The sequence below is a fragment of the Amycolatopsis sp. cg13 genome (genome assembly GCF_041346965.1).
GTDB lineage: Bacteria > Actinomycetota > Actinomycetes > Mycobacteriales > Pseudonocardiaceae > Amycolatopsis.
This window is the reverse complement of sequence record NZ_CP166848.1, coordinates 4,202,710-4,228,989: the sequence shown is the minus strand read 5'-3', so window position 1 is coordinate 4,228,989 and position 26,280 is coordinate 4,202,710. Positions and strand designations below refer to the sequence as shown.

Here is a 26,280-nt window from a genome sequence, read left to right as displayed (position 1 = left end):
CAGCAATAGAGAGCGGGTGGCGACGGTGCAGGACGTGCCTGAGGTACGGGCCGGTCGCGAACTGGCGGCGGCACCCGAGTGGGCGCGGCTGGAGCGGGAGCTGTTCGCCGCGCTGGACCGGGCATGGCCGGTGTTCTCCGCCCGCTACACCGAAGGCGACGGCCGGCTGGTCTTCCGCGACAAGCTCGGCGAGGGCCACGACGACCGCGACGGCGTTGACGACTTCTACGAACCGTTCTTCAACTGGCCGACCCTCTACCTGCTCGGCGGCAGCGCGGAGATTCTCGACGCCGCACACCGGCATTGGCGCGGCGTAACCGCGCAGCTGACGGAAATGGGCATGGTCGTCGACGGCATCGAGCGCGGCTACGACTGGTTCCACCAGGGCGAAGGCCTGCTGCTCTACTACGCGCTCTGCCTGGCGCGCCCCGACGACGCCGAGTTGCGCGACCTGGCCGTCCGGTTCGCCGACCTGTACCTGCCCGGCGGGCCGAATTACTCCGCCGAACACCGCGTGATCCGCGCGCCGCACACCGGCGCGGTGGGTCCGCGCTGGGGATTCAGCGACCACGAGGAGTACTTCCCGTGGAGCGAAGCGCTGCGCCCGTACGGACTTCCGCTGGACTGGCTGGGCATCACAGAGTTCGACGACCTCAAAGACCCGGCGAAGGCCCGTGCTTACGGCCGGGAAATGTGGGAGCGAATGGGCCGCGGCGACGTAGTCGTAAACCTGGCCGTGACCAGCCTGGTTACTACCGCTTTCCTGCTGACCGGCGAACAACGGTACGCAGATTGGGTCGCTGAGTATGTCGGCACCTGGCTCTCCCGGCTTGAAGACCGCGAAGTGCTGCCGGACAACGCTGGCCTGCACGGCGAAGTCGGCGAACACCTGGACGGCCGCTGGTACGGCGGACACTACGGCTGGGCTTGGCCGCACGGTCTGAACCCAGTCGGCACCGCCACGCTAGTCGCGGCAATGAACGCCGTATTGCTAACCGGCGACGAGTCCTTTTTAGACCTTGCCCGCAACCCGCAAGACGCTGTCCTGAAGCAAGCAGAACCGCGCACCGGTTCAGAAATGGGCACGCTGAAGAAACGCTGGCAACCACACCTGCGCGAACTGGACGGCCGCCCGACCCTGATGGTCCCGCAACGACACGACGACTCCGGCTGGTTCGACTACAACATCATGCCGACACAGCTGCCCGTCTCGCTGTGGCAGTTCAGCCGCAACTCCGCCGACTTCGACCGGATCGAACGCCTGCGCGCCGAGTCCACTTGGGACTGGACGACCGTCCACACGCAACGCCTCAAAGACGAAGCCGGTCACGAAGAACCGTGGTTCGAGTACCTGCACGGCCGCAATCCCGAGTTCCCGGAACGAATGCTGCGCAGCGCTTTCGACAGCAGCGCAGCCAAGCTGGCCGCGATCGAGCAGGATCCTTTGCCTGTCCCCAGCGCTCTGGACATCCACCACTGGCAGGACCACAACCCCGTCGTCACCGAGGCGCTGCTGCAGCTGACCACCGGGTCGCCGCAGATCCTGTACAACGGCGGCCTCGCCCAGTTGCACCTGCGCTACTTCGACGCAGACCTCTGTCGCGCCGGTCTGCCGGAAGACGTCGCCGCGCTGGTGTCCGACATCGCGACCGAGCACACCGTCGTCGACCTGGTGAATCTCGGTACCACCACGCGGAATCTCGTGCTGCAGTCCGGCACTTTCGCCGAACACCGGCTGGAATCGGTACGGGTCGACGACGCTCCGGCCATTCCCATCAACGGCCGGTACCTGCGAGTTGAACTGCCCCCGTCGAGCGCAGTCCAACTCACTTTGTCGATGACGCTGCGGGCTTCGACGCCGACCATGCGCGCACCCTGGGAGAACGAACGATGAACGTCGACCTGCCGCGCCTAGGCATCGGCACCGCGCCGTTGGGCGGACTGTTCGAAGAGGTGTCCGAAATGGACGCCGCAGCGACTATCCGCGCCGCCGTCGACAGCGGGATCACCTACTTCGACACCGCCCCGCGCTACGGCCACGGCCAAGCGGAGGAACGACTCGGCCGCCTGCTGCCGGAAGTCCCTCGCCCGGTGATCTCCACCAAAACCGGCTGGCTGCTGCGCCCAGAGTCCAAAGTAGAACCCGTGTGGACCGAACGCGGCATCCGAGAGTCGCTGGAATCCAGCCTCACTCGCTTGCAACGGTCCTCTGTGGACATCATCTACCTGCACGACCCAGACGAATTTCCCGACGAAGTCCGCGCATCGGCATACCCGGCCGCGCGAAAACTGCGTGCCGAAGGTTTGACTCGAGCCATCGGCTTCGGCATGAACCACGCCGAAAAACTGGCCGCATACGTCGCCGAATACGAAGTGGACGTCGTCCTCATCGCAGGCCGATTCTCCCTGCTGGACCACGACGCGCTACGAACCCTGCTGCCACTGTGCGCCGAACGCGGCACCGAGGTGGTCGTCGGCGGCGTATTCAACACCGGCCTGCTGGCCGACCCGAACTCTGCCGCGATGTTCAACTACCGCCCAGTGCCCGCCGAACCACTGGCCCGCGCGCGCCGCTGTGCGGAACTATGCGCAGATTTCGCCGTCCCTCTCACCGCGGCCGCCATCCAGTTCCCTTTCTTGCATCCCGCAGTCCGGTCCGTCGTAGTCGGCTGCCGATCCGCCGCCGAGGTCACCCGCAACGCGACCGACTTCCGGATGCCGATCCCGGATGAGCTGTGGGAGCGGCTTGCTTCCGAAGGTTTCGTACCGCCGGAACTGCTGCCAGCCTGAGCCCGAGTACTGTTCCGGCATGCCGGGCAGAAACCGGGTGACGCTGCGTGAGGTCGCCGAGCACGCACAGGTGTCCGTCGCGACAGTTTCCCGTGTGCTGGCCGGGAACTACCCCGTTGCCACTGAAACCCGCCGCCGCGTCGAACAGTCGATCCAGGCCCTCGACTACGTCGCCAACGTGCACGCCCGGGCCCTTGCGGGCGTCGCCCCGCGGACGGTCGCGTTCGTACTGCCAGACATTCGCGCGCAAGCCTTCGCCCACGCCGCCCAAGGCGTCGAAGAGGCAAGTGCTGAACACGGTGCACTCAGCCTGATCTGCACCACACAAGGCGACCCGGAACGAGAACGCGCCGTATTCCACCTGCTGCGAGAACAACGAGCCAGCGCAGTAATCCTGATCGGCGGCGTAATCGACGACGAGGAATACCGCAAGAAAATCACCGACCTGTCCTACGAGCTAACCGCCGCCGATTCCCGCCTGGTCCTATGTGGACGACCTCCGGTGGACGACGTCCCCACCGTCGAATACGCCAACGAAGCCGGTGCCTACGCGGTAACCCAGCACCTGCTCTCGTCAGGCCACCAAAGAATCCTCTTCCTCGGCGGTCCGACCTCCGGCCCCGCAACCACAACGGTCACCGATCGCCTGGCAGGCTACCGGCGCGCCCTGGGCCACGCCGGCTGGGTGCAACCGTCCGACTTCACCCGAGAATCCGGCTACCAGCAATTTTGCGCCCGGCTGCCCGAAGATTTCACCGCCGTGTTCGCCGCCACCGACCTAGTCGCCGCGGGTGCGCGCGCCGCCCTGCGCTCGCACGGCCTACGCGTTCCAGAAGACGTTTCCCTGGTCGGCTACGACGATCTGGAGCTAGCGGAGGACTTGGGCCTGACCACTGTCCGAGTGCCCTATGAGGAACTGGGCCGCGCCGCCGTGCACCTCGCCCTTTCCGGCCGTACGGAACATCCTGTGCTGGAAACTTCCGTCGTAGTCCGAACTTCCGTCGCCCATTTCTAGGCGAGCCGCGCCAGTTCAGCCCGGTGCACCGGATACGCAGCTGGTTTCCCCGCGACGTATAGCTCCAACTCTCGCACCGCACTAGCCCCGAGCCGCGCCAGCTCATTGCCGCGCGATCCGGCCAGATGCGGGGTGAGGAAGACGTTCGGCAACGTCCACAGTGGATGACCGGGCGGCAGGACTTCCGGCTCCGTCACGTCCAATACCGCTTTGATCCGCCCGGCCGCGAGTTCCCGAGTAAGCGCGGCGGTATTGACGAGCGCACCCCGGGCTGTGTTGACGAGCGTCGCGCCATCGCGCAGGAGAGCCAGCTCCGTGGTGTCCAGCAGATTCCGAGTCTCCGGAAGATCCGGAGCCTGCACGGTCACAATATCGCTGGCCGCCAACAGTTCCGGCAGCTCAAGCAACTCCACCCCGAGCCGCGCCGCCCCTTCCTGATCGAGGAATGGATCAGTCACCGCGACCCGAAAATCGAACGGCCGCAACAATTCGATGAGCCGCCGCCCAGTCCTAGACGCCCCGATGACGCCCACGCGCGCACCGTAGTTGCCCGGCTCCCCGCCCGACGCCGGATCCCCGGGCGTCCGATGGCTTCGGTAGCTCTCGCGCTCCCGGAACGCGTCCTTGCCCGCGAACAAAATCGCCGCCAACGAAAACTCGGCCACCGGCAGCGCGTTCGCGTCGGCAGCTGAAGTGATGCGCAGACCACGCTCCCAACAGGCTTCGGTGACATGCGCCTTCACCCCGCCAGCCGCATGAAACGCCGCCCGCAACCGAGGCGCCCGCTCAAGCACCTCGCCGGTTATCGGCGGACACCCCCAGCCAGTGATCAGCACCTCGACGTCCGAGAGCTCGACCTCCCCGAAATCCTCGACCACCACGTCGGGATCGAGGTCCGCCACCGCACACACCCGTTCGAGCACCGGAGCGGGAAAGAGACCGGGCACATAGCGAGACGCCATCGCGAACAACGCACGAGGCCGCTGCGTCATGGATACCTCCGGGGATAGTAAGCGCTTTCTATCTTAGTCAGGAGGACCGGTCGATTGCATACCGCAGACCGGCTACATGAAGTCAGACAGCTGAATCCGACCGACTGACTCCAGTCGACGACATCCCCACTGCCCGTATCCGGCGCTCCGTATCGCCGACTCGGGTTACCTGATCCGTCGTCTGGTGGACGTTTCGCAGGACGTCATGGTCGGCGAGGTCGACTGCGGCACCACATCCGGCAAGCAACATCCGGCGGACTGTATGCAATCGACGACATTCCGCCGACGCGACGGCCATCTGCAGGATCCGGCCGACTGTCTCTCGCTGAAGGCTCTTTGGCTGTCGCGCGCTGACGACCTCCATGGCTGCCGCGCGCCGGGGGCCTTCATGACTGTCACGCGCCGGGGGCCTCCATGGCTGCCGTGCGCCCGTCGATTGGATCCTGCAGTGCCGTGTACTGGCGACCGTCGTCGGGATTCCGTCCACTTGTCGACCTGTCGCAGGTATGCCGGTCGATTGCATACCGTCCACTTGTCTTCTGGCGGCAGTCGGCGAACTCGTGGTCATTGCCGGCGGGGATCGCGCCCCGGGCGTGATCGGATGGGGCTCCATTGCCAATCCAGGTCCACCTGGAATTCGTGCCAACAGGCCCCGCCTGGAATCCATGCCGAACCGGACTCTGTCCCCGTCTTGAGATCCGCTCGCCCTGACGCGTCCCCGCTACCGCTGTGAGGGTCGCGCACCTCGCCCGTCCGCGTCAGCCGCAACTGTGACCCTCATCAACAACACGCGCCAACAACAAGGCGCGTATGCAACTATTGCTGAAGCCGACAAGCGGCACCCACGCGCAGACCGAGACGCACACCAAGGAGACGCGGGCTCATGCCATTAGCACTGGTAGCGCTGGCCATCGGGGCCTTCGGGATCGGCACCACCGAGTTCGTGATCATGGGCTTGCTTCCGGAGATCGCCGCGGACTTCGGGGTTTCCATCCCGTCCGCGGGCCTTCTGGTGACCGGGTACGCGCTCGGGGTCGTCGCGGGCGCGCCGGTGATGACCATTCTCGGCACGAAGATCAATCGCAAAACCATGCTCATGCTGCTGATGGGCCTGTTCATCGCGGGGAACCTGCTGTCGGCGGTCGCGCCGGCGTTCGGGGTCATGCTCGCGGGGCGGATCGTCGCGTCGCTGGCGCACGGGGCGTTCTTCGGGATCGGCTCGGTCGTCGCGGCGGAGCTGGTCGCGCCGGACAAACGCGCGGGCGCGATCGCGATCATGTTCACCGGGCTGACCGTCGCCAACATTGTCGGCGTGCCGCTCGGGACGTTCGTCGGGCAGGTGGTCGGCTGGCGGGTGACCTTCGGGATCGTTGCGGCGCTTGGCGTTGTCGGGCTGGCGGGAGTCGCGAAGCTGGTGCCGGATCTGCCCCGGCCGGAAGGCGCGCATCTGCGCAAGGAGCTGGCCGCGTTCCGGAACGTCCAGGTTGTCCTCGCGATGGCCATGACGGTTCTCGGCTTCGGCGGTGTCTTCGCGGCAATCACCTACATCGCCCCGATGATGACCGACATCGCCGGATACTCGGCGGGTGCGGTGACCTGGCTGCTGGTGCTGTTCGGCATCGGCATGTTCCTCGGCAACCTGACCGGCGGCCGGTTCGCGGACCGCAAGCTCATGCCGATGTTGTACGTCAGCCTCGGCGGCCTCGCGATCGTCCTGGCGCTGTTCACGGTCACCGCGCACAGCAAGATCCTCGCCGCGGCAACGATTCTGCTGATCGGTGCGCTCGGGTTCGCCACCGTGCCGCCGCTGCAGAAGCGCGTTCTCGACCAGGCGCACGGCGCGCCGACGCTCGCCTCCGTCGTCAACATCGGCGCCTTCAACCTCGGCAACGCACTGTCCGCGTGGCTCGGCGGCGTCGTGATTTCCGCCGGATTCGGTTACACCGCACCGAACTGGGTCGGGGCCGCGCTCGCTGCTTCCGCGCTCGGCCTCGCGATCTGGTCGGCCGCCCTCGAGCGCCGTCCGCGCGTCGCGGTGGCCGAACCCCTTGTCCAGCACTGAGAAAGGCAATTCGCATGACTGTCCCTAACGTCCGCCTCAACAACGGCGTCGAAATCCCGCAGCTCGGCTTCGGCGTCTTCCAGGTCCCGGACGACCAGACCGCCGCCGCGGTGACCAGCGCTCTCGAAGCCGGCTACCGCAGCATCGACACCGCCGCGATCTACGGCAACGAGGCCGGCGTCGGCCGCGCCATCGCCGAGTCCGGGATTTCGCGCGAGGACCTCTTCGTCACCACCAAGCTGTGGAACGAAGACCAGGGCTACGACTCCACCCTCCGCGCCTTCGACGCCAGCCTCGCCAAACTCGGTCTCGACTACGTCGACCTGTACCTGATCCACTGGCCGACGCCCGCCCGCGACCGCTACCTCGACACCTGGCGCGCACTGGAACACCTCGCCAAGGACGGCCGGATCCGTGCCGCCGGCGTGTCCAACTTCCAGCCCGCGCACCTGCGCCGTCTGCTCGACAACAGCGGCCTCGTGCCCGCGGTCAACCAGATCGAGCTGCACCCCGGCCTCCAGCAGACGGAACTGCGCGCCTTCCACGCCGAGCACGCCGTCGCGACCGAAGCGTGGAGCCCGCTCGCCCAGGGTGCCGTCCTGAACGACCCGGCGATCACCGAAATCGCCGCGCGCACGGGGAAGTCCGCGGCGCAGGTGGTGCTGCGCTGGCACCTGCAGCTGGGCAACATCGTGATCCCGAAGTCCGTGACGCCCGCCCGGATCCGGCAGAACCTCGACGTCTTCGACTTCGAGCTGACCGACGCCGACCTCACCGCGATCGCCGCCGCCGACCGCGGCCTGCGGACTGGCCCGGACCCGGATGAGCTCAACTGACTGATCGTTGCGGGGTAAGGGAAAGCCGGGTCGCCGGGAGCCAACGCGGCTCCCGGCGATCCGGTGTATCCGGAGGCCTGGAGCGCGTTGGGAACCTGCACGGTTGGCGGCGGGGTTGCCGGACGTGTGGTGGGGGCTGCGGGGAAGTCGGCATGTTTCCTGGCGGGCGGGATGCCGGGACCCGGTTGAGGACTTGCGCGATGGCCGGCGGGCTTGCCGGAAGCGGTGAGAGTTCGGGGGAGCTAGCGCGGCGGGGTGCCCAGCTGTCCGGGGCGCCGGGAACGGCGAACGACCCGCGCGACCGTTAGCGAGCTTTGCCGGAGGAGCCAGCGGGCGCATGATTCCTCCGGCTGCCGCGAGTTTCTCAAGACACCGGACCTTCCTTCCTCTTGCTGCCGTACGACCCAGCCGGTCTGCTGGCCTCGACCGGCTCGCTCAGCTGCGACGAGGGCGCCGAGCCGGTTCGAGCGTCGGCAGTGTTGCTGCGAGCAGTTCGTCTAGTTCCGCACAAGCCGGGTAGCCGTGACCCCGTTCGGGAAGGCCGTTCGCTCCGCCACGGAGAACACCGTCGGGTCGAACACGCCGTCCACCATCGGGACGCCTGCACCGGCCACCACCGGGTAGCTCTTCAGCACGATCTCGTCGATCTCCGGCAGCAGCGCTCCGGCCAGCTTGCCGCCGCCGCAGAGCCAGATGTCTTGGCCGGTTTCCTCCTTCTTCAGGTCTCTCACCAGGCCGACTGGGTCACCGGGGACGACAGTCACGGCTGGGCCGATGTCCGGTTTCAGGGTGCTCGACACGACGTACTGCCGCAGGTGTGCATAGGGGCTCGGGACGCTCGGATCGAGCTGGTGCGTCGCGCGGCCCATCAGCACGGTGTCGAATCTGCGGTTCGGGGCGCCCTCGACACCGGCCATGGCGCGGAAGGCGGTCGGGACGGTTTCCGGGTACAGCGAGTTCATGAATCCCATGTAGGCGGCGGTCTGCTGAGCATCGCCCCCTGGGAAGAAGTCGAACTCGTCTCCGGGGCCGGCGATGCGGCCGTCGAGGGTGACTGCGATGTAGTACACGAGCTTTCGCATCTGGTAACTCCGTCTGTAGTACTCTGGTTGAAGTGGTTTGAACCGTACAACTACAACTGGAGTGGTGTCAAATGGTGCGGAGGAACGACCAGCGGCGGGCTGCGCTCGTCGACGGGGCGATCGAGGTCTTGGCGCGGGAGGGCGCGCGCGGACTGACGTTCCGGGCGGTCGACGCGGAGGCCGGCGTGCCCGCGGGGACGGCGTCGAACTACTTCGCCAACCGTGACGAGCTCTTCACCCAGGCTGGGGCCCGCGTGTACGAGCGGCTGCAGCCGGAGGACGACTCGCTCCCGCCGGGGCTGGAGGACCGGGAGTCGTACGCACAGCTGATGCGCGACCTGGTCGGCCGGATCGCGGCGTTTCGCACGGGGTATCTCGCGTTGCTGGAACTCCGGCTCGAGGCGACTCGGCGGCCCGAGTTGCGCAGGGTGTTGACGGAGCGGGTCCGCGACGACGTCGAGGGGAACGTCGCGTACCACCTGGCGTCCGGGCTGCCCGGCGACGCCACGGCGGTCAAGCTGCTGATTCTCGCGTTGAACTGGCTGATCGTCGAACAGCTCACCTTGCCGGACGTTTTCTCCGAAGCGGAACGGGAAGAATTGATCACCGAGGCGGTCAACCGCATCATCGGCCCCGAATAAGGACTATCCGGGAGGAAAAGAACCGTTTCCCGGCCCGCTCTCGACCGAAAATTTAGGTTTGCCTATCATAATCTGCGTGCAGTGGGCAGACGCGGTTCCGAACCTGATGATCGGCTTGCGCGAGGGGCTGGAAGCGGGCCTCGTCGTGAGCATCCTGCTGGCCGCGTTGCGCAAGATGCGGCCGGACGGCGGCACGGGCAGCGGCGCGGACAGCGGCACCGAGGACGCAGTGTCCACGGCTCCGGTGTGGCTGGGCGTATTGGGTGCGGTGACCGTAGCGGGCAGTTTCGCCACAATTCTCACCTTTTCCACCGATGTCCTTTCTTCCCGGGCGCAGCAGATCGTCGGCGGCTCGTTGAGCGTGCTCGCGGTATTCCTCGTCACCGGCATGGTGTTTTGGATGCGCCGGACCGCGATGGGGCTTTCCGCGCAATTGCGCGGCGAAGTCGAACGCGCGGTGGCGATCGGCGCGGGCGCGCTGACGCTCACCGCGTTCCTGGCTGTCGGCCGCGAGGGGCTGGAGACCACGCTGTTCCTCTGGACGGCGGTGAAAGCGTCCGGCACCACGGTCGCGCCGCTGACCGGAGCGGCGCTCGGGCTCGGCATCGCGATTCTGCTCTGCTGGCTGCTTTACCGCCGTGCCGTCAAACTCAACCTCGGCGTTTTCTTCAGCCGCACCGCTTTCGTGCTGATCGTCATCGCCGCCGGTGTCCTTTCCTACGGCCTCGGCGATCTCCAGGACGGGGGAGTGCTGCCCGGCCAGAGCTGGGTCGCGTTCGATCTCACCGGCACGCTCGACCCGAACTCGTGGTGGGTTTCGCTGATCAGCGGCGTCACCGAGCTGACGCCCCGGATGACCGTGCTGCAGGTGACGGCCTGGCTCGTCTACCTCGCCGTCGTCATCCCGCTGTTCGTCAAGGCCGGGCGGCAGCCGGTCGAGCGGAAGCCGCAAAGCGAAGCCGCGCCAGCCGGGAAGTGGGAACGGCTCGCGGGCAAGCACACCGTGATCGTCGCGGGCGCGCTGGTGCTGGTTCCGGTCGCGGTGGCGGCTTTGGTGATCGCCGCGCTTCCCCAAGCCGCAACGGGTTCCACGGTTTCGGTGGGCGAGCACGACTGCGCGCCCGAATGGAAGTCCGCGCAGGCCGGGCCGCAGAGCATCACCGTGACCAACAAAACCGCGAAGGCGGGCGAGATCCGGCTCGACGACAGCACCGGCGGGATCGTCGCGGAGATCGAGACGATCGGTCCAGCCACGAGCGCCACGATGTCCGCGACGCTGGGCGACGGCTCCTACACGTTCCACTGCCTGATGTCCGGACAGGCCACCACCGCGTCGGCTCCGGTGCAGGTCAGCGGCGGCGCGGTCACCGACGGTCCAGCGCCGGTCAAGCCGGTCACCACAGAAGATCTCACCGGGCCGAACCAGAAATATCTCGGTTACGCCGCCCAGCAACTCGGCATGGTGTCGACCGCGGTGGGTACGGTCCGCGCGGATCTGGCGGCAAACAACACTGAGGCGGCGAAGAAGGACTGGCTCACCGCGCAGCTCGCCTGGGAGCGCGTCGGTGCGTCCTACAACAGCTTCGGCGACGCGGGCACTGCGGTCGACGGCCTGCCGAACGGTTTGCCCGCGGGCGCGGCCGATCCTGGCTTCACCGGGTTGCACCGCTTGGAGTACGGCCTGTGGCACGGCCAGGCTCCGGCGTCGCTGGTCCCGGTCGCCGACCAGCTCATCCAGGATTTCGCGGCCTTGCGCGGAAAGCTTGCCACCGACGACGTCGCGGGCGATCCCACGAAGCTGCCGATCCGCGCGCACGAAATCCTCGAGGACGCTATCCGCGATCACCTGTCCGGAATGGACGATCAAGGCAGCGGATCCGCTTACCCCGCAACGGATGCCGACATCGACGTCACCCGGATTGTCCTGGCAGAGCTGACTCCGCTGCTCAACGAACGCGCTCCGAATCTGGTCCAGACGGCGGCAAAGCAGCTCGACACGCTGCACGAAGCACTGGCCAACCACGCGCCCAGCACCCTCGCCCAACGCCAGGCGGTGAACGGCGCGGCCGGAGCTGTCGTCGAGACGCTGTCCGCGGTGCCCACTCTGCTCGAAGTTCCTCCGAGCCACTGATCGGCTGGTGAATCCCGAAGTGACGAACGTCAATCGCCGCAACTTCCTGAAAGGCGCGGCCGCCGGCGCGGCAGGCACGGCGCTCACCGGAGGCGTGCTGATCGGCGGCGCCCAGGCCGACGAACGCTCCGCCGGCGCGGCACCGACCCCGGCGACCGAGCATCCGTTCCACGGTGCCAACCAGTCCGGCGTGCTCACCCCGGCTCCGGCGGAAAAACAGGCTTCCGCGGCCTTCGTGGCATTCGACCTGCTCAGCGGATCGAAAACGGACCTGATCGCGCTCCTGCACACACTCACCGACCGGGCCCGGTTCCTCACCACCGGCGGGACGCCGCCGAACCTGGGCGTCGGGAGGCCGCCGTCGGACAGCGAGGTGCTCGGCCCGTCCGTCCTCGCCGACGGACTCACCGTCACGGTTTCGTTCGGCGCCAGCCTTTTCGACCGGGTCGGCCTCGGCGCGCGCAAACCGAAAAAGCTGACCCCGATGAAGATCTTCCCCGACGACGCGCCGGAAGCCGCCTGGATGCACGGGGACCTGCTGATCCAGTTGTGCGCCAACAACCCGGACACGGTGCACCACGCGCTCCGCGACCTCACCCGGCACACCCGCGGCGCGATGCAGCTGCGATGGAAGATGCACGGCTACAACCCGCCGCCGCGACCGTCCGGTGCGGGCCGGAACCTGCTGGGATTCAAGGACGGCACGGCGAATCCGGTCGGCGGCGAGGCGAGCGGGCTGGTGTGGGTCGACGATCCGGCCGAGCCGGTCTGGGCGCGCGGCGGCAGCTACCAGGTGGTGCGGCTGATCCGGATGCTGGTCGAGTTCTGGGACCGGGTGTCGATCAACGAGCAGGAGAAGATGTTCGGCCGCCGCCGCGATTCGGGCGCCCCGCTGGACGGCACCACCGAGACCGACAACCCGAACTACTCCGCCGATCCTCAGGGCGCGGTGATCCCGCTGACCTCGCACATCCGCAAGGCCAACCCGCGCACGCCCGCCACCGACAACCAGCGCCTGGTCCGCCGCTCCTACAACTACGACCTCGGCGTGGACGCGAACGGAGAACTCCAGGCCGGGCACGTGTTCGTCTGCTACCAGCAGGACGTGCGGCGGCAGTTCGAAACGGTGCAGCAGCGGCTGGCCGGAGAGCCGCTGGTGGACTACGTGCAGCCGTTCGGCGGCGGCTACTTCTTCACGCTGCCGGGCGTGCGCGACCGGAACGACTGGTACGCCAGCGGACTGTTTGGTTAGGCTTACCTTGCTTTGAGCGTAGTGGTGCGGTGCAATGAGGTATGGACCTGTACTCGATCGGCGAGGTGTCGGCGCGCTTCGACGTGCCGGTTTCGACACTGCACTACTGGGAGAGCTGCGGCCTGATCGAGCCGCGCCGCCGTTCCGGCTGGCGGTATTACGACCGGGACCAGCTGTATCGGATCGCGCTGATCCGCACCTGGCGGGAGACGGGCCACCTGAGTCTCGACGACATCGCCGTGCTGCTCGGGAGCCGCGGCCAGTCCAGTGATTGGCGAGGCACGGTCACCGCGCGGATCGAGGCGATCCAGGAGGAGGTGAGCCGGCTGCTCGACGCGCAGGCGTATCTGCAGCACCTCATGACTTGTCGCCATGACGGTGCGCTGGACGAGTGCCCTAGCTACCGCGCCGGGGTCGATTTGCCGGTGGCGAAGGCGGTCAAGTAGTGGCTGTCCGAGCGTCATCGGTGCGGGGTGTTGTCGTACGTGAGGGCCACCCTGAGGGAATCAGATTCCCTCAGGGTGGCCCTCACGTACTCGCGGGAGCGACGATCAGGCCATGATTCGGGCCGGTCGCATGATCGGTGGCACCACGTCGGTCCGCCTATTCTCCGCGTGGCACCATGCGCTGACCTGCGGATTTGCCACTATCTGAGCCGTAGTGGTGCCAAATTGAGCCAAGGTGGCTTGTGGTGGTGCCAAGCGTGTGCCATAGTGGTGCCATGGACTTGACCACGTACGTAAGCAACCTCGGGCGGGAATTCGCGACGCTGGCCGAGGCCAGTGGCGAAGAGGGACGCGCGCTGGTCGAGCGGCTGACCGGATCGCTCGAATCGGCGATCCGGATGACCCTCCTGGACACGCTGTCCGGTGCCGTCGACGAGATCACCCGGGACCTCGCGCCCGGCTCGGTCGAACTGCGCCTGCGCGGCCGCGACCCGAACTTCGTCGTGACCTCGCCGCCCGCCGAGCCCGCTCCGGCCGCCGCGCCCGCGGCCGAACCGGCGCCGGAGCCCAGTGAGCCGCTGTTTTCCGAGGACGGGCCGTCGGCGCGGATCAACGTGCGGCTGCCCGAACAGCTCAAGGCCGCGGTCGAGGAGGCCGCCGCCAAGGAGGGCCGTTCGGTCAACGCCTGGCTCGTCCGGGCAGCCACCGCGGCACTGCAGCAGCGGCCCGAACGCGAACAGCGCTTCGAACCGCCCGGCGGCAGTTTCTCCAAGCAGAGCTTCACCGGCTGGGTCCGGTAGCTCCTTTCTTCACTAACTCCTTCACCTGTCTCTGACCTGCGGAGACGGCACACCTAACCGAAATGTGGGGACAACCATGCCTAAATTCGACACTCCCGAACCGATTTCCGTCACCGTCGACCTCGGCGTCGGCCACGTCCGGTTCGCCGCGAGCGACCGCGGCGACACGGTCGTCGACGTCCGCCCGACCGACGAGTCGGACGACTCCGACGTCAAGACCGCCAAGCAGATCCGCGTCGAGTACAGCAACGGCGCGCTGCACATCACCGGCCCGAAGATGCGGGCGTTCGACTTCTCCCGCAAGACCCGCTCGGTCGACGTGACGGTCGAACTGCCCACCGGCTCGCGGGTTTCCGCCGAGGTGCAGGCGGGCGCCTTCCAGGGCTCCGGCGAACTCGGGCAGGCGCGGCTCAAGACCGCGGCCGGGAACGTCAGTCTCGACCGCACCGGCCCGCTGCGCGTCGACACCTCGGTCGGCCACGTCACGGTCGACGGGATCGCGGGCGACGCCGAGGTCACCACCGCCTCCGGGCGGATCCGGCTCGGCCCGGTCGACGGGACCGCGGTGGTCAAGAACTCCAACGGCGACACGACGATCGAGTCCGCGGGCGGCGACGTCCGGGTGCGTGCGGCCAACGGCGACATCACGGTCGAGCACGCCGGCGCGGGGGTCGACGCGAAGACGTCCAACGGCGCCATCTCGCTCGGCGAGGTCGTCCGCGGTTCGGTCGTGCTCGAGAGCGCGATCGGCGACTTGCGGATCGGCATCGCGAAGGGCACCGCGGCCTGGCTCGACGTGAAGACCAACTTCGGCCACGTGCGCAACCAGCTGGAGACCTCGGCCAGCCCCGGCGAGTCCACGGAGACCGTCGAGGTCCGCGGGCACACCGCGTTCGGCGAAATCGTCATCCACCGCTCCTGACCACAGTTTTGGAGAAACCCATGTCCAGCAACCATTCCCGGCCGGCGATCGCCGCCGCCGGACTGCGCAAATCCTTCGGCGACCACGTCGTGCTCGACGGCATCGACCTCTCCGTCGCCCGCGGCACCGTCTTCTCGCTGCTCGGCGCGAACGGCGCGGGCAAGACCACCACGGTCAAGATTCTGTCCACTTTGATCAATGCCGACGGCGGCGCGGCACAGGTCGCCGGGTACGACGTCGCCTCGGAAGCCGACGGGGTGCGCGCCTCGATCGGCGTCACCGGGCAGTTCTCCGCGGTCGACAATCTGCTGACCGCCGAGGAAAACCTGCTGCTGATGGCGGATCTGCACCACCTCGACCGCGCCGCGCGACAGCGGCGCGCGGCGGAGCTGCTCGAACAGTTCGATCTCGTCGAAGCGGCGAAGAAGCCGGTGTCGACGTTCTCCGGCGGCATGCGGCGCCGGCTCGATCTGGCGATGACGCTCGTCGGCAGCCCGCGGGTGATCTTCCTCGACGAGCCGACCACCGGACTCGACCCGCGCAGCCGCCGGGCGATGTGGGAGATCGTGCGCAAGCTGGTGGCCGGCGGGGTCACGATTTTCCTTACCACGCAATACCTCGAAGAGGCCGACGAACTGGCCGACCGGATCGCGGTGCTCGACCGCGGGCGGATTGTCGCCGAGGGCACCGCGGAAGAGCTCAAGCGCCAGATCCCCGGCGGGCACGTTCAGTTGCGGTTCGAGGAAGAAGCCGACCTCGTCCACGCGGAACGTGCGCTGATCGAGGCGTCCCGGCAGAACGACGCGCTGGTGCTGCGCGTGCCGAGCGACGGCAGCCTGCAGTCGCTCAAATCGCTGATCGACCGGCTCGACTCGCTTTCGGTGAAGGTCGGCGAACTTTCCGTGCACACGCCTGATCTCGACGACGTTTTCCTTGCCCTCACCGGCAACTCCACTGACGAAAAGGTGACTTCCCGATGACCGCACCCGCTCTCGCCGGACCCGATCTGCGCTTCCACCCGGTCCGCGACTCGATGACCATGCTGCGCCGCAATCTCAAGCACATGCTCCGGTATCCGTCGCTGACGATCATGCTGGTCGGCATGCCGGTGGTGTTCCTGCTGCTGTTCGTCTACGTCTTCGGCGGCACCCTCGGCGCCGGATTAGGCGGGGGAGGAGGCGGCAGAGCCGAATACGCCAACTTCGTCGCGCCGACGATTCTGCTGATGACCATTACCGCCACCGTGCAGGGAACGGCGATTTCGGTGGCGATGGACCTGACCGAAGGCGTCATCGCCCGGTTCCGGACCATGCACATCGCCCGGGTTTCGGTGCTGACCGGGCACGTGCTCGGCAGTGTGCTGCAAGCGTTGTTCGGGCTCGTGGTGGTCACCGGGGTCGCGTTGCTGGTCGGCTTCCGGCCCGCCGCCGGGGTCGGTTCGTGGTTCGCCGCGGTCGGGTTCCTCGTGGTGGTGGCGCTCGCGCTGGTGTGGCTGTGCGTCGCGCTCGGCCAGGTGAGCAAGAGCGTCGAATCGGCCAGCAACACGCCGATGCCGTTGCTGCTCCTGCCTTTCCTCGGCAGCGGATTCGTGCCCGCAGATTCGATGCCGGGCGCGCTGCGGTGGTTCGCCGAGTACCAGCCGTTCACGCCGATCATCGAGACCCTGCGCGCGTTGCTGCTCGACAAGCCGCTCGGCAACCACCTGTGGTTCGCGCTCGGCTGGTGCGCCGTGATGGGCGTCGGCGGCTATCTCTGGTCCAAGAAGCTTTTCAATCGCGAATACGCACACTGAAAGGGGCATGGGGATGGCTGGGGAAGGCGCTGTGCAAGGGGTTCCGATGGGGCGGGCGCAGGGGTGTCCGTTCGACCCGCCGCCGTCGTTGACCGAGGTGCGGGACCGGGCTCCGCTGACGCGGATGGTGTTTCCGGACGGGCACGTCGGGTGGCTGGCCACCGGGCACGCGGAGGTCCGGGCGATTCTGGGGGATCAGCGGTTCAGCAACCGGTACGAATTGTGGCACTACCCGTTCCCGGGGATGGAACAGTTTCCGGAACTGCCGCCGGCTCCGGTCGGGGACATGACGGGGATCGACGCGCCGGAGCACACCCGGTTCCGGAAGCTGCTGACGGGGAAATTCACGGTTCGGCGGATGCGGTTGCTCAGCGATCGGGTGGCCGAGGTCGCGGACGAGTATTTGGATTCGATGGAGAAGGCCGGTCCCGGGGTTGATCTGGTCGCGGCTTACGCGCATCCGGTGCCCGCGGTGATGATTTGCGAACTGCTCGGAGTTCCGTATTCGGATCGGGATTCTTTCCTGGGATCCGCCGCGGCGATCAGTGATGTCGCACTTTCCGAAGAGGAGAGGATGACGGCTTATGGCCAGTTGCAGGAGTATGTGGCTTCGTTGGTACCGGCTAAGCGATCCGCGCCCACGGACGACCTGTTCAGTGATCTGACCAGCAGTGATTTGACCGACGAGGAACTGGCTGGGCTGGGGACGTTCCTGCTCGCCGCCGGGTTGGACACTACGGCGAACATGCTGGCGTTGGGGACTTATGCGCTGCTGAAGAATCCGGAGCAGTGGGCTGTGGTCCGGGATGATCCGGAGGCTGCTGGCGGGGCTGTTGAGGAGTTGATGCGGTATCTGTCCATCGCGCACACGGGGGTTCGGGCCGCGTTGACGGACGTTGAGGTCGGGGGGTCGGTGATCCGGGCCGGGGAGAGCGTGGTGTTGTCCGTGCAAGCCGCCAATCGGGATCCCTTGAAGTTCGAGCGGCCGGACGAGTTGGACGTGCGGCGGGTCGCGACCGGGCATGTGGGGTTCGGGCATGGGATTCACCAGTGCTTGGGGCAGCAGTTGGCTCGGGTGGAGATGACGGTGGCGTTGCCCGCGTTGGTCCGGCGGTTTCCGACGCTGCGGGTGGCGGGGGAGGTGCCGTTGCGGCCTGAATATCAGAATATTTATGGGGTTCTGAAGCTGCCGGTCGCGTGGTGAGTTTCGGGACTCCCCCGCTTGTGCTCGGTTGACACTGGCTCGGTGCCCTGGACGGTGCCGAGCCAGTGCTGACTGCGGCGGGGGTGGAGTGGTCGTCTTGGTGAGTGGCGACGGAGGCTGGCGGTCGTGGTTGACGCGGATGCGGTGTGCGCGGGGGTTCGGGAGCTGGGGGTTTCTGCCGGCGGGGTGGTGATTGTGCATTCGTCGTTGTCCGCGTTGGGGAGCGTGGATGGTGGAGCGGATGCGGTGGTGCGGGGGTTGTTGCGGGCGGTGGGGTCTGCGGGGACGGTGGTGGTGCCCGCGTTTACGCCGCAGGTGGCGGATCCGTTTCCGGAGGTGTCGGGACCGGCGGACGCTGAGGTTGAGGAGGCGCGGGGGAGGGTGCCGTTGTTTCATGACGGGTTGGCGACGCCGATGGGGGCGGTGCCCAACGCGGTGCTGGGGTGGGAGGGACGGTCGCGCAGCCGGCATCCGCAGGCGTCGGTGGCCGCGGTGGGGGCTCGGGCGGCGGAAGTGACTCGGCGGCAGCCGCTGGCGTATGCGGTGGGGCTGGGGTCGCCGTTCGACTGGCTGCATCGGGAGCGGGCGCAGATTGTGCTGCTCGGGGTCGGGCATGATCGGAACTCGTTCTTGCACTACGCGGAATCTCTGGTGCCGCATCATCGGCGGAAGGTTCGGCGGTTTCCGTACCTTGTGGACGGGGAGCGGGTGTGGGTGCGGACCGGCGACGTCGGGGACGACAACGGGCGGTTCTTTCCTCAGGTCGGGGCGGAATTCGGCGAGACGGGCGGCGTGCGGCGGGGGAAGATCGGTGCCGCGGATTGCCAAGTGATGGACTGTGTACCGTTCGTAGCGTTTGCCCAGCGGAGGCTGGGAGAGCTGCTGCGGTGAAACCGGCGCCTATACTCGGGCGTTGTGACTGAAGGGTTCTCGCAGGTGGTGGAGCGGTGCCGGGCGTTCCTGGAGGAACGACGGCCGTCCACGCCGTGTCTTGTGATGGACCTTGACGTGGTTCGGGGGAACTGCGAGCGGCTCCAGCAGGTGCTGCCGGAAGCTCGGATGTACTACGCGGTCAAGGCGAATCCGGCACCGGAGGTCGTGCGGGTGCTTCGGGAAGCCGGGGCTGGGTTTGACGTCGCCGGGCGCGAGGAGATCGAGTTGTGTCTCGCGCAAGGGGCGCGGCCGGAGTTGCTGTCTTACGGCAACACGGTGAAGAAGGCGCGGGACATCGAGTTCGCGCATCGGGTCGGGGTGCGGCGGTTTACCTTTGACAGCCTTGAGGATCTGGAGAATCTCGCGCAGTTCGCGCCGGGAGCTACGGTTTCTTGCCGGATTCTGGTGGACAGTCCTGGGGCGCTGACGCCGTTCGGCCGCAAGTTCGGCTGCAGCACCGACCTGGCAGTCGAGTTGTTGGTTCGCGCGGCTGAGTGGGGGCTCGATCCGGAGGGAGTCGCGTTTCACGTGGGGTCTCAGCATGTCGATCCGCGGGCTTGGGAAGCCGGGATCGCTGCTGCGGCCGAGGTGACTCGTGCGGTCGCGGAGCGCGGGGTTTCGTTACGGGGCTTGAACATCGGCGGCGGGTTTCCCGTTGGCTACTTGACGGAGCCGCCGCCGTTGGCGGAGTACGCGGCGGTTATTCGCGATGCGGTGGGGCGGCATTTCGCGGTCGCGCCCGCGTTGTCGTTCGAGCCGGGGCGGGCGGTGGTGGCGTCGGCTGGGGTGATTCGCAGCGAGGTCGTGCTGGTGTCGCGCAAGTCCGCGGCGGACGAGCGGCGTTGGGTGTACCTCGACATCGGCCGGTACGGCGGGCTTGCCGAGACGGAGAACGAGGCCATCGCGTATCGGCTGGTGACCGCGCACGACGGTGGTCCGGACGGGCCGGTGGTGATCGCGGGGCCGACGTGCGACGGGGACGACGTGCTTTATCAACGCACGCCGTATCGGCTTCCGTTGGCGTTGCGGGCGGGGGATTACGTCGATATTCCGCACGCCGGAGCGTACACGCAAAGCTACTCTTCGGTGTCGTTCAACGGGTTTCCGCCGTTGCGGTCGTACTTCGTCGGCGGGGAGGCCGGCGGGGTCGGGGAATTCGCCGGACGGCACGTGCTGGCCGAGTTTTCCGGGGTGGCCGCGGAATTGCTCGACGATCCGGCGTTTCTGTGCGAGAGCTTGGAACGTGCGCTGGACAAGGCCGGCGCGACGGTGTGCGAGTTGACGTACAAGCAGTTCGAGCCGCACGGGGTGACGGCGATGGCTTTGCTGTCGGAGTCGCACGCCTCGATTCACACGTATCCGGAGCGCGGGTCGGCGTTCGTGGATGTGTTCACGTGCGGGCGCAAGGCGGATCCGGAGCTGGCGGTTCAGTTGCTGCGGGACTTGCTCGGCGCGAGCGTTTCGCGGGTCACCACTATCCACAGAGGACAGGAATGAACATCGAGGAGCCAGTCGGCGTCGGGCTGACGCGGCGGTGGCAGGTATCGGACGTTGTGGTCGACACGCGGACTGCCTACCAGCATCTGGTGATCGGCAAGACGGCACAGGGGATTTCGCTGTTCTGCGACGACGAGCGGCAGAGTACTGAGTTCAGCCAGCTGGTGTATCACGAGGCGCTGCTGGTGCCTGCGTTGCTGCTGGCGTCCACTGTGGACCGGGTGCTGGTGGTCGGGTCCAGTGAGGGCGTGGTGTGCCAGATCGCGGCCGAGGCGGGGGCTTCAGTCGATCACGTGGACATCGATGCCGAGGCGGTTCGGCTTTGCGCGGAGCATCTTCCGTACGGGTACTCGTCGGCTGAGCTGGCTCGCGCGGAGCGTGGCGAGGGGCCGGTTCGGGTGCATTACGCCGATGGGTGGGAGTACGTCCACACTTGCGGCGAGAAGTACGACGTCGTGTTGGTGGATCTGCCGGATGAGCAGGATTCCACTGAGGCTCAGCACAATCGGTTGTACAGCGCGGAATTCCTGGCACGGTGCCGGTCGTTGCTGACTCCTGGCGGGGTGGTCGCGTACCAGGGCGGGTGCCCGACGTTGTGGCGGAACTCGACGTTGGTGAAGTGCTGGCGTCGGTTCGAGGAAGTCTTCCCGGCGCCGGTTTACTTTGGCTCACCGGAGCACGAGTGGGCGTTTTTCTTTGGGACGGACGTGGAAGCGCCGGTGGAGACGATGGTGGAGCGGCTGTCGACGCTGCCGTATCGGCCGGTGACGATTGATGCTTTGACGCTGCGTGGGGCTACGGTGCCGCCGATCAGTCTTCGCCGGTGACGGATGGGTGGACGTTCGCGTTGATCACTCCGGACGGAGTGGTCGGCGAAGCGTTCGATTCCATTGTGGAGTTGCTGCGGACGATGCGGAGCGGTACCGGGCGGTGGCGGAGTCCGGAGTTCCCCGCGGGGCCGCGGCGTTGCGGGCCAGTCTTCCCGTGACGCGCCACCGGACCAGGCTGTTCTCGCGGAGCGGGACATCTTCGTTTCCGCGCTGGAGCGGCCGGTTCCCGAGACGCACTCTGCCTGATCAGTTGCCTCAGCAGCTGGTGGACGTCGCCTCTAACGTACGGAGCCGTGCAGCCTTCGCTCAACCGGACTGGTGCGTCCCCGGATTCGGCAGCGGCGTCGGGGTCGTGACGGGCTCGTCGGACGGGCCGGTGTTGCCGGATTTCGTTCCGGGTTCCCAACCGGCTCCGGGGACCTGGCCTTGTGGGCGCGGGTTGAGTGGTGGCTGGTAGACGCGGTCGCGGATCGCGTCGCTGGGGGCGCGGTCGCTCGTCGCTGAATGCGCGGGTTTCGGCACCGGGATGCTGTGGTGCGTGGGATGCGCGCTGGCGGGCTTCGCGGCGGGCGGCGGAGGAACCGGCGAGGTCGGCGAAGCGGCGGGGGCGGGCGAAACGGCGGCGGGAGTGGGCGAAGCAGCAGCTGGGGAAGGCGAAGCCGGGGAAGGGATAGAAGCGGCAACCGGAGTGGGCTGCTGCTGTTCGTTGCTGGACGTCAGCCCCACGGTCACCGCGATCGCCGCGCCAGCCACCGCTGCGGCGGCCAGCAGGAGTCCCCGTCTTCGATGCATGAGCGGATCCAACTGCCGCTCCCGATCGGTGTCAAGCGCCGGAGAACCAGCCCGGCAAGTCCAGTCGCGCGGACTCTGGCGACGCGACTTTCCGCAAGTCCTCCTCCAGCGCGCGAAGCCGTCCGGCACCCAGGGCTTCAGACCACTCCGCGCGTAGTCGGTCGAAGATCCGCGCGGATTTGGCCAGGCAGTCGAGACCTCGATCCGTCAGCCGGACCAGCATGCGGCGGCCGTCGTCGGGGTCGCGTTCCCGGTGGACGTAGCCCAGCCGCTCCAGGGTGTCGATCGTCTTGCCCGCGGCCTGCTTGGTTACGCCGAGCGCGCGGCCCAGGTCGACGGCGGTCGTGCCGGACGGGCCGATCGCTTGGAAGACGAAGCCGTGCATCGGGCGGACGTCGGGGTGGCCTTGCTTCGCCAGCTCGGCGTGCAGGTCGTCGATCAGGCTGCGGAAGCCGAACAGCAGGCGCAGCGGCAGCTCGTATCCCGGCGGATCGCTTGACATAGGTAGACAACCTCATTGACTATATGGACAACCTTGTTGTCGATTGTAAAGGGGAGTGGCAAGTGCCGGTCATCAGGGACAGTCGTCGGACGGAGACGCCGAACGCGGTCATGACGACGCTGGCGTCGCCGACTCAGGGCGGCAGTCAGCAGGCGGTCTGGAAGGTCGAGATGGCGCCGGGTGCGGTGGGGCCGGTGCATGCGTTCGATACCGAGCAGGTGTGGACGGTTCTCGGCGGCGGGGCGGAGATTGCGCTGAATGGGGTCGTCGAGGTCGTGAAAGAAGGGGAGACCGTCGTAATGCCTGCCGACGCCGAGCGGCAGGTGCGGGCCGATGCCGGCAACGGCATGGTGGCGATCGTGTGTGCGCCGGGGAATACGCGGGTGTACCGGACTGGCGTGGTGCCGGCGTGCGCGACGGCGGACGGCGACAAGATTCTTCCGGACTGGGTCGCCTGAGCTGTGGCGGGCGTCACGGAATGTTCGGCGATCTTGAGCGCTACAACGGATATGTCTGCTCCCACCACGCCGCCCGCCGCGGCCGAAGAAGCCGCCTCGGTCGTTCCCGTTCTGGACGACTTCGACTTTCCGCTCGTCGACGGCGCCGCTTGCCGCATCGACGACCCGGATTGCGAAGCCTGCCAGTAATAGCGCACGCACGGGGCGTGACAAGCGGTCACAACATGAGTGACCGCTCGGTGACGGCTCGGGAAACACGGTAACTGCCGGCGCTTCCGGCAGTTACCGTCATTCTCGTGCCGTTGACATTGATCAAAGGTCAGTTCAGGGTCGTCGGGGCTTCGCCGGACGGAGACTCGGTCCGGTTTTATCCCGACCGGGCCGACGCATTTTCCGCCGCGAACCTCAAGGTGCGCACCAATTCCCGGGGCGGGGTGCAGTTGCGCCTCGACGGGATCGACGCGCTCGAGACGCATTACCGGCCGCGCGTCGCGGGGGCTGAGTTGTGGCGTCAGCCGAAAGAACTGGCTGACGCGGCCGGGGCGGAACTGTTGCGGTACCTCGGTTTCACCAAGGTCGAGCGCGACGAAGGCGGCCGCGTTTCCGCGAGTACGCCGGGGGAAACGAGCGGGCACATCCTGACCCGGTTCGCCGACAAGTACGGCCGTGCGGTCGCGTTCGCGTTTCCCGGGCAGCGGGCAGGGCGCTCCACCGATGGCGGGGACGTGCATTTTGATCCGAAAGCGCTGAAGGCGTCGGCGAATTTCCGGCTGCTCGAAACCGGGCTGGCGTATCCGACGTTCTACTCCAAGCTTTACCCGGATCTCCGGCAGGCAATGGCCGACGCGGCGGTCGCGGCGCGCACCGCGGGCAAGGGCGTGTGGGAGCACGACGTGACCACCAGCGGCTTCCGGCTGAGGAGCCGTGCCCAGTTGAGGGACGACGTGGTGCTGCTGCCGAAACTGTTCCGTCGTCTCGTCGATTACCTGAGCCTGGACGAGACCGGCGGCGTCTCGCTCGCCGGGTTCGCGGACTACGTCGACACCCGCAACGACCGGCTTTTCACCATCCCCGACGGGCACGCCACCGAACTGCACACGCTCCTGTCCGTCCGGCGGCAGACGCTCAAGCTCACGACTCCGCCGGAGCAGATCGTGTTCCAAGAGGCTTGACCGGCTGCCGCAGAACCGTTTTCAGCTTGTCGGGAGCGGTGCGGCGCGGGTCGCTCAGGTAGATCTCGTGGTGGTCGCCGTTGAACGTCAGGCCGTGCTCGGGCAGGTATTCGTGGTGGAGCTGGTTCAGCGTAGGTGTTTCGTCGTCGTACGAGCCGAGGTGCAGGATCTGGACGCTCGTGCCCTCCGTCAGCGTGCGTAGCCGAACTCCGGCCAGCGCGGGGTTGTCCTTCTTCTTCGCGACGCTTTCGGCGGCCTCCCGGACCATCTCCTCGGTGACCCAGTCCGGCTGGCTGATCAGCATCGTCCAGTCCCATTTCTCTTTGTCCCGCGCGAGAAAGACGCTGGGGTCGTCCGCACGCCACAAGCCCTCGAGCGGTCCGACGACGAAGTCCCGGCCAAGGTTTTTCTTGCTGGCGAACTTCACCGAATAAGCGATTCCGTACAGCGCTTCGACGGCGTTCGTGTACTCGGACGCGGTGTTCGGGTCGCCGTGTCCGTCGGCGGCGAGGTACTGGAGCGCGGGTACGTCCACGACGGTGAAATCCTTCGACGGCGGCGAATACAGCGCGCGGTGGGCTTTCTTGACGTCGTACTTGTCCACCGTGGTCTCCTTGCTGAGGACGCTTTCGGTCCAGGTGAGGTCGGCTGTGAGCATTGCTTCGCTGTAGTCGAAGATCGCCGCCGCGGCGTCCGGCAACGGTTCTTGGCGGGCGCGCGTCGCCCGGACTTCGGCGAGTTGTTCGCGCAACGCGGCGAGTCGCGCGGTCAGCCCGGCGTGCACTTCCGCCTCCGGCAGGCCGGGGCTGTTGGCCATCGCGACGAGGACCCGCGCGTGGATCGGGGTCAGCGCGCTGAGGGCTTCGCGGGTGGCCTCCGCACACAGCTCGACACCGGCCTGCGTGGCTTGGATGGTTGCGCGCGATTTCCCGGAGCGGGGTGCGCCGGTGGCTTCGATCAGGCCGCGCTTGGCCAGTTTGTCGAGGACGTAATAGATCGAGGAGAAGCCGAGCGCGGTCCAGTTGCGGATGCCGCGTTCCTCGACTACCCGTTCCAGCGCGTAGCCGTGCTGCGGTTGCTCGACGAGCAGACCCAGGATGGTCAGTTCGGCGTCGGTGAGGGCGGCCATGCCAGCTATTCTAGTACTAGAATAGCTGAGCTTCCAAGACCGCGACCTCCGGCGCCGGGTCGAAGCCGTGCCCGACGAGGAAGTGGACGACCCGCAGGCTGCGCAGCGACCACCACGCGCGGAGCACGTCGAGGTCGATGCCGCCGCCGTAACCGGACAGGACGTCGTCGAGGTGTTCCTGGTGCGCGAGAGTCAAGGCGGCGAGGTCGAAGTGGGCGTCGCCCTGGGCGGCTTCGGACCAGTCGAGAACGCCGGTCACCTCGTCGCCCTCGACGAAAATGTGCGCGACCTGCAGATCGCCGTGGATGAACACCGGGGTTCGCGGCTGGAGCGCGGCCTCGGCGAGACGGCGGTTGCCGGTGACCACATCGGCGGGCAGGACGTCGTTCGCGATCAGCCACGCGCATTCGCGGTCGAGTTCCTCGGCGAGTTCGTCGAGGTTCCGGCCGGGGGTCGGCGGCAGCGGCGCCTCGTGCAGCTTCCGGGCGGCGGCTCCGGCGGCGACCCAAGCTTCCGGCGACGCGGTCGACGGTGTGCCGGGGCGGCCGAGTTCCCGTCCGGGCAGCGCGGCGAGGGCGAGGACGGGCGGTTTCCGCCAGAGGATCTCCGGAGTCGGGAGCGGCGCGAGCGCCATCGCGGCGACCTCGGCGTCGGCGCGTGCTTGGTCGGTGTCGACCTTCAGGAACACGTCGCCGACGCGCAGGGTCGCGCGTTCGTGGTGGGCGACGACGATTTCGACTTCCTCCATGCCCGCGATTGTCACGAAGACGATCACGGACGGCACCGGATTTTCGCGCGCGAGCGGCGGCGAGTACCCCCAGCACTCGCCCCTCCCCTCGAACCCGACGGCACCGAGGCGCGGTACGAGAGGGGAACCCTGAGGGAATCAGAGTCCCTCAGGGTTCCCCTCACGTACCGCCGGAACCGGTCGTGCGGAGGATGTCCGCCCGGCCCCACCGCCGCCGGCCCCCGAGCCGGCGACCAGGTCCCCACCTCGGGGGC

General features: G+C 67.4%; 27 protein-coding genes and 1 pseudogene. 22 read left to right on the top strand and 6 right to left on the bottom strand.

Features of this window, described 5'->3' with window-relative positions:
* Nucleotides 1-34: 34 nt before the first annotated feature.
* The 3 genes from AB5I40_RS19235 to AB5I40_RS19225 are packed head-to-tail and all read left to right on the top strand — an operon-like array spanning nt 35 to nt 3,805.
* Nucleotides 35-1,894, top strand: a complete 1,860-nt coding sequence (locus AB5I40_RS19235) for a hypothetical protein (RefSeq protein WP_370939914.1) — start codon at nt 35-37, stop codon at nt 1,892-1,894.
* On the top strand, nt 1,891-2,790 hold the full coding sequence (locus AB5I40_RS19230; protein ID WP_370939913.1) for an aldo/keto reductase: 900 nt from the start codon (nt 1,891-1,893) through the stop codon (nt 2,788-2,790). Before AB5I40_RS19235 ends, AB5I40_RS19230 begins: the two co-directional genes overlap by 4 nt.
* 19 nt (nt 2,791-2,809) lie before the next feature.
* Nucleotides 2,810-3,805 (top strand): LacI family DNA-binding transcriptional regulator, encoded by a 996-nt coding sequence (locus AB5I40_RS19225; protein WP_370939912.1) that lies wholly within the window; start codon nt 2,810-2,812, stop codon nt 3,803-3,805.
* On the opposite strand, the gene AB5I40_RS19220 is transcribed toward AB5I40_RS19225, so the two are convergent.
* On the bottom strand, nt 3,802-4,797 hold the full coding sequence (locus AB5I40_RS19220; RefSeq protein WP_370939911.1) for a hydroxyacid dehydrogenase: 996 nt from the start codon (nt 4,795-4,797) through the stop codon (nt 3,802-3,804). The two genes, AB5I40_RS19225 and AB5I40_RS19220, sit on opposite strands and share 4 nt — an antisense overlap.
* Before the next feature lie 883 nt (nt 4,798-5,680).
* Between AB5I40_RS19220 and AB5I40_RS19215 the strand changes: the two genes are divergently transcribed.
* Entirely contained in the window at nt 5,681-6,859 is a 1,179-nt protein-coding gene (locus tag AB5I40_RS19215) for an MFS transporter (protein ID WP_370939910.1), read from the top strand.
* Between the two features lie 14 nt (nt 6,860-6,873).
* Nucleotides 6,874-7,695, top strand: coding sequence for an aldo/keto reductase (locus tag AB5I40_RS19210; RefSeq protein ID WP_370939909.1), 822 nt, complete (start codon nt 6,874-6,876; stop codon nt 7,693-7,695).
* A 497-nt stretch (nt 7,696-8,192) separates the two neighbouring features.
* Here AB5I40_RS19210 and AB5I40_RS19205 read toward each other — a convergent pair whose 3' ends face one another.
* The gene (locus tag AB5I40_RS19205; RefSeq protein WP_370939908.1) at nt 8,193-8,777 is read right to left on the bottom strand and encodes a dihydrofolate reductase family protein; all 585 of its coding nucleotides are present in this window, start codon (nt 8,775-8,777) and stop codon (nt 8,193-8,195) included.
* A gap of 71 nt (nt 8,778-8,848) precedes the next feature.
* Between AB5I40_RS19205 and AB5I40_RS19200 the strand changes: the two genes are divergently transcribed.
* The 14 genes and pseudogenes from AB5I40_RS19200 (at nt 8,849) to AB5I40_RS19135 (ending at nt 21,383) form a co-directional block, all read left to right on the top strand.
* A complete protein-coding gene (locus AB5I40_RS19200) occupies nt 8,849-9,418 on the top strand; it encodes a TetR/AcrR family transcriptional regulator (protein ID WP_370939907.1) in 570 nt (189 codons plus the stop codon).
* Between the two features lie 76 nt (nt 9,419-9,494).
* The gene (gene efeU / locus AB5I40_RS19195; RefSeq protein ID WP_370939906.1) at nt 9,495-11,549 is read left to right on the top strand and encodes an iron uptake transporter permease EfeU; all 2,055 of its coding nucleotides are present in this window, start codon (nt 9,495-9,497) and stop codon (nt 11,547-11,549) included.
* 19 nt (nt 11,550-11,568) lie between these two features.
* Nucleotides 11,569-12,801, top strand: coding sequence for a Dyp-type peroxidase (locus AB5I40_RS19190; RefSeq protein ID WP_370939905.1), 1,233 nt, complete (start codon nt 11,569-11,571; stop codon nt 12,799-12,801).
* A 41-nt stretch (nt 12,802-12,842) separates the two neighbouring features.
* Nucleotides 12,843-13,247: a MerR family transcriptional regulator gene (locus tag AB5I40_RS19185; protein ID WP_370939904.1), complete on the top strand. Its 405-nt coding sequence runs from the start codon at nt 12,843-12,845 to the stop codon at nt 13,245-13,247.
* Nucleotides 13,248-13,522: 275 nt separating this feature from the next.
* A complete protein-coding gene (locus tag AB5I40_RS19180) occupies nt 13,523-14,047 on the top strand; it encodes a YlcI/YnfO family protein (RefSeq protein ID WP_370939903.1) in 525 nt (174 codons plus the stop codon).
* Between the two features lie 76 nt (nt 14,048-14,123).
* Nucleotides 14,124-14,969, top strand: coding sequence for a DUF4097 domain-containing protein (locus AB5I40_RS19175; protein WP_370939902.1), 846 nt, complete (start codon nt 14,124-14,126; stop codon nt 14,967-14,969).
* Nucleotides 14,970-14,989: 20 nt separating this feature from the next.
* Entirely contained in the window at nt 14,990-15,949 is a 960-nt protein-coding gene (locus AB5I40_RS19170) for an ATP-binding cassette domain-containing protein (RefSeq protein WP_370939901.1), read from the top strand.
* Nucleotides 15,946-16,761, top strand: a complete 816-nt coding sequence (locus tag AB5I40_RS19165) for an ABC transporter permease (RefSeq protein WP_370939900.1) — start codon at nt 15,946-15,948, stop codon at nt 16,759-16,761. Before AB5I40_RS19170 ends, AB5I40_RS19165 begins: the two co-directional genes overlap by 4 nt.
* Nucleotides 16,762-16,774: 13 nt before the next feature.
* The gene (locus AB5I40_RS19160; RefSeq protein ID WP_370939899.1) at nt 16,775-17,965 is read left to right on the top strand and encodes a cytochrome P450; all 1,191 of its coding nucleotides are present in this window, start codon (nt 16,775-16,777) and stop codon (nt 17,963-17,965) included.
* 126 nt (nt 17,966-18,091) lie between these two features.
* Complete coding sequence (locus AB5I40_RS19155) at nt 18,092-18,856, top strand: aminoglycoside N(3)-acetyltransferase (protein WP_370939898.1); 765 nt, start codon at nt 18,092-18,094, stop codon at nt 18,854-18,856.
* Between the two features lie 105 nt (nt 18,857-18,961).
* Nucleotides 18,962-19,948, top strand: a pseudogene (locus AB5I40_RS19150) (type III PLP-dependent enzyme); the annotation flags it as partial.
* 60 nt (nt 19,949-20,008) lie between these two features.
* On the top strand, nt 20,009-20,395 hold the full coding sequence (gene speD, locus AB5I40_RS19145; RefSeq protein WP_370940553.1) for an adenosylmethionine decarboxylase: 387 nt from the start codon (nt 20,009-20,011) through the stop codon (nt 20,393-20,395).
* Nucleotides 20,392-21,222: a spermidine synthase gene (locus tag AB5I40_RS19140; RefSeq protein WP_370939897.1), complete on the top strand. Its 831-nt coding sequence runs from the start codon at nt 20,392-20,394 to the stop codon at nt 21,220-21,222. Before speD ends, AB5I40_RS19140 begins: the two co-directional genes overlap by 4 nt.
* Nucleotides 21,219-21,383 carry a hypothetical protein gene (locus tag AB5I40_RS19135; RefSeq protein ID WP_370939896.1) on the top strand — a complete coding sequence of 55 codons (165 nt, stop codon included), beginning with the start codon at nt 21,219-21,221 and terminating at the stop codon, nt 21,381-21,383. Before AB5I40_RS19140 ends, AB5I40_RS19135 begins: the two co-directional genes overlap by 4 nt.
* Nucleotides 21,384-21,531: 148 nt before the next feature.
* On the opposite strand, the gene AB5I40_RS19130 is transcribed toward AB5I40_RS19135, so the two are convergent.
* Nucleotides 21,532-22,017 carry a hypothetical protein gene (locus AB5I40_RS19130; protein WP_370939895.1) on the bottom strand — a complete coding sequence of 162 codons (486 nt, stop codon included), beginning with the start codon at nt 22,015-22,017 and terminating at the stop codon, nt 21,532-21,534.
* 31 nt (nt 22,018-22,048) lie between these two features.
* Nucleotides 22,049-22,519: a MarR family winged helix-turn-helix transcriptional regulator gene (locus AB5I40_RS19125; protein WP_370939894.1), complete on the bottom strand. Its 471-nt coding sequence runs from the start codon at nt 22,517-22,519 to the stop codon at nt 22,049-22,051.
* A 23-nt stretch (nt 22,520-22,542) separates the two neighbouring features.
* On the opposite strand from AB5I40_RS19125, the gene AB5I40_RS19120 reads away from it, so the two are divergent.
* From AB5I40_RS19120 to AB5I40_RS19110, 3 genes are all read left to right on the top strand, one after another.
* Complete coding sequence (locus AB5I40_RS19120; protein ID WP_370939893.1) at nt 22,543-22,977, top strand: cupin domain-containing protein; 435 nt, start codon at nt 22,543-22,545, stop codon at nt 22,975-22,977.
* 51 nt (nt 22,978-23,028) lie between these two features.
* A complete protein-coding gene (locus tag AB5I40_RS19115; protein WP_370939892.1) occupies nt 23,029-23,166 on the top strand; it encodes a hypothetical protein in 138 nt (45 codons plus the stop codon).
* 107 nt (nt 23,167-23,273) lie between these two features.
* Nucleotides 23,274-24,149, top strand: coding sequence for a nuclease (locus AB5I40_RS19110; protein WP_370939891.1), 876 nt, complete (start codon nt 23,274-23,276; stop codon nt 24,147-24,149).
* On the opposite strand, the gene AB5I40_RS19105 is transcribed toward AB5I40_RS19110, so the two are convergent.
* Together AB5I40_RS19105 and AB5I40_RS19100 are read right to left on the bottom strand one after the other, a co-directional pair.
* Complete coding sequence (locus tag AB5I40_RS19105) at nt 24,109-25,278, bottom strand: GyrI-like domain-containing protein (protein WP_370939890.1); 1,170 nt, start codon at nt 25,276-25,278, stop codon at nt 24,109-24,111. The genes AB5I40_RS19110 and AB5I40_RS19105 overlap by 41 nt on opposite strands.
* 16 nt (nt 25,279-25,294) lie before the next feature.
* Nucleotides 25,295-26,026, bottom strand: a complete 732-nt coding sequence (locus AB5I40_RS19100) for a phosphotransferase family protein (protein WP_370939889.1) — start codon at nt 26,024-26,026, stop codon at nt 25,295-25,297.
* Nucleotides 26,027-26,280 lie beyond the last annotated feature (254 nt).

Coding starts and splice junctions, on each gene's coding strand:
- AB5I40_RS19180 (WP_370939903.1), top strand. CDS start 13,523: ATGGACTTGACCACGTACGTAAGCAACCTCGGGCGGGAATTCGCGACG.
- AB5I40_RS19205 (WP_370939908.1), bottom strand. CDS start 8,777: ATGCGAAAGCTCGTGTACTACATCGCAGTCACCCTCGACGGCCGCATC.
- AB5I40_RS19230 (WP_370939913.1), top strand. CDS start 1,891: ATGAACGTCGACCTGCCGCGCCTAGGCATCGGCACCGCGCCGTTGGGC.
- AB5I40_RS19100 (WP_370939889.1), bottom strand. CDS start 26,026: ATGGAGGAAGTCGAAATCGTCGTCGCCCACCACGAACGCGCGACCCTG.
- AB5I40_RS19200 (WP_370939907.1), top strand. CDS start 8,849: ATGGTGCGGAGGAACGACCAGCGGCGGGCTGCGCTCGTCGACGGGGCG.
- AB5I40_RS19115 (WP_370939892.1), top strand. CDS start 23,029: ATGTCTGCTCCCACCACGCCGCCCGCCGCGGCCGAAGAAGCCGCCTCG.
- AB5I40_RS19130 (WP_370939895.1), bottom strand. CDS start 22,017: ATGCATCGAAGACGGGGACTCCTGCTGGCCGCCGCAGCGGTGGCTGGC.
- AB5I40_RS19220 (WP_370939911.1), bottom strand. CDS start 4,797: ATGACGCAGCGGCCTCGTGCGTTGTTCGCGATGGCGTCTCGCTATGTG.
- AB5I40_RS19120 (WP_370939893.1), top strand. CDS start 22,543: ATGGACAACCTTGTTGTCGATTGTAAAGGGGAGTGGCAAGTGCCGGTC.
- AB5I40_RS19165 (WP_370939900.1), top strand. CDS start 15,946: ATGACCGCACCCGCTCTCGCCGGACCCGATCTGCGCTTCCACCCGGTC.
- AB5I40_RS19225 (WP_370939912.1), top strand. CDS start 2,810: ATGCCGGGCAGAAACCGGGTGACGCTGCGTGAGGTCGCCGAGCACGCA.
- AB5I40_RS19140 (WP_370939897.1), top strand. CDS start 20,392: ATGAACATCGAGGAGCCAGTCGGCGTCGGGCTGACGCGGCGGTGGCAG.
- AB5I40_RS19215 (WP_370939910.1), top strand. CDS start 5,681: ATGCCATTAGCACTGGTAGCGCTGGCCATCGGGGCCTTCGGGATCGGC.
- AB5I40_RS19160 (WP_370939899.1), top strand. CDS start 16,775: ATGGCTGGGGAAGGCGCTGTGCAAGGGGTTCCGATGGGGCGGGCGCAG.
- AB5I40_RS19125 (WP_370939894.1), bottom strand. CDS start 22,519: ATGTCAAGCGATCCGCCGGGATACGAGCTGCCGCTGCGCCTGCTGTTC.
- AB5I40_RS19185 (WP_370939904.1), top strand. CDS start 12,843: ATGGACCTGTACTCGATCGGCGAGGTGTCGGCGCGCTTCGACGTGCCG.
- AB5I40_RS19175 (WP_370939902.1), top strand. CDS start 14,124: ATGCCTAAATTCGACACTCCCGAACCGATTTCCGTCACCGTCGACCTC.
- AB5I40_RS19105 (WP_370939890.1), bottom strand. CDS start 25,278: ATGGCCGCCCTCACCGACGCCGAACTGACCATCCTGGGTCTGCTCGTC.
- AB5I40_RS19210 (WP_370939909.1), top strand. CDS start 6,874: ATGACTGTCCCTAACGTCCGCCTCAACAACGGCGTCGAAATCCCGCAG.
- AB5I40_RS19170 (WP_370939901.1), top strand. CDS start 14,990: ATGTCCAGCAACCATTCCCGGCCGGCGATCGCCGCCGCCGGACTGCGC.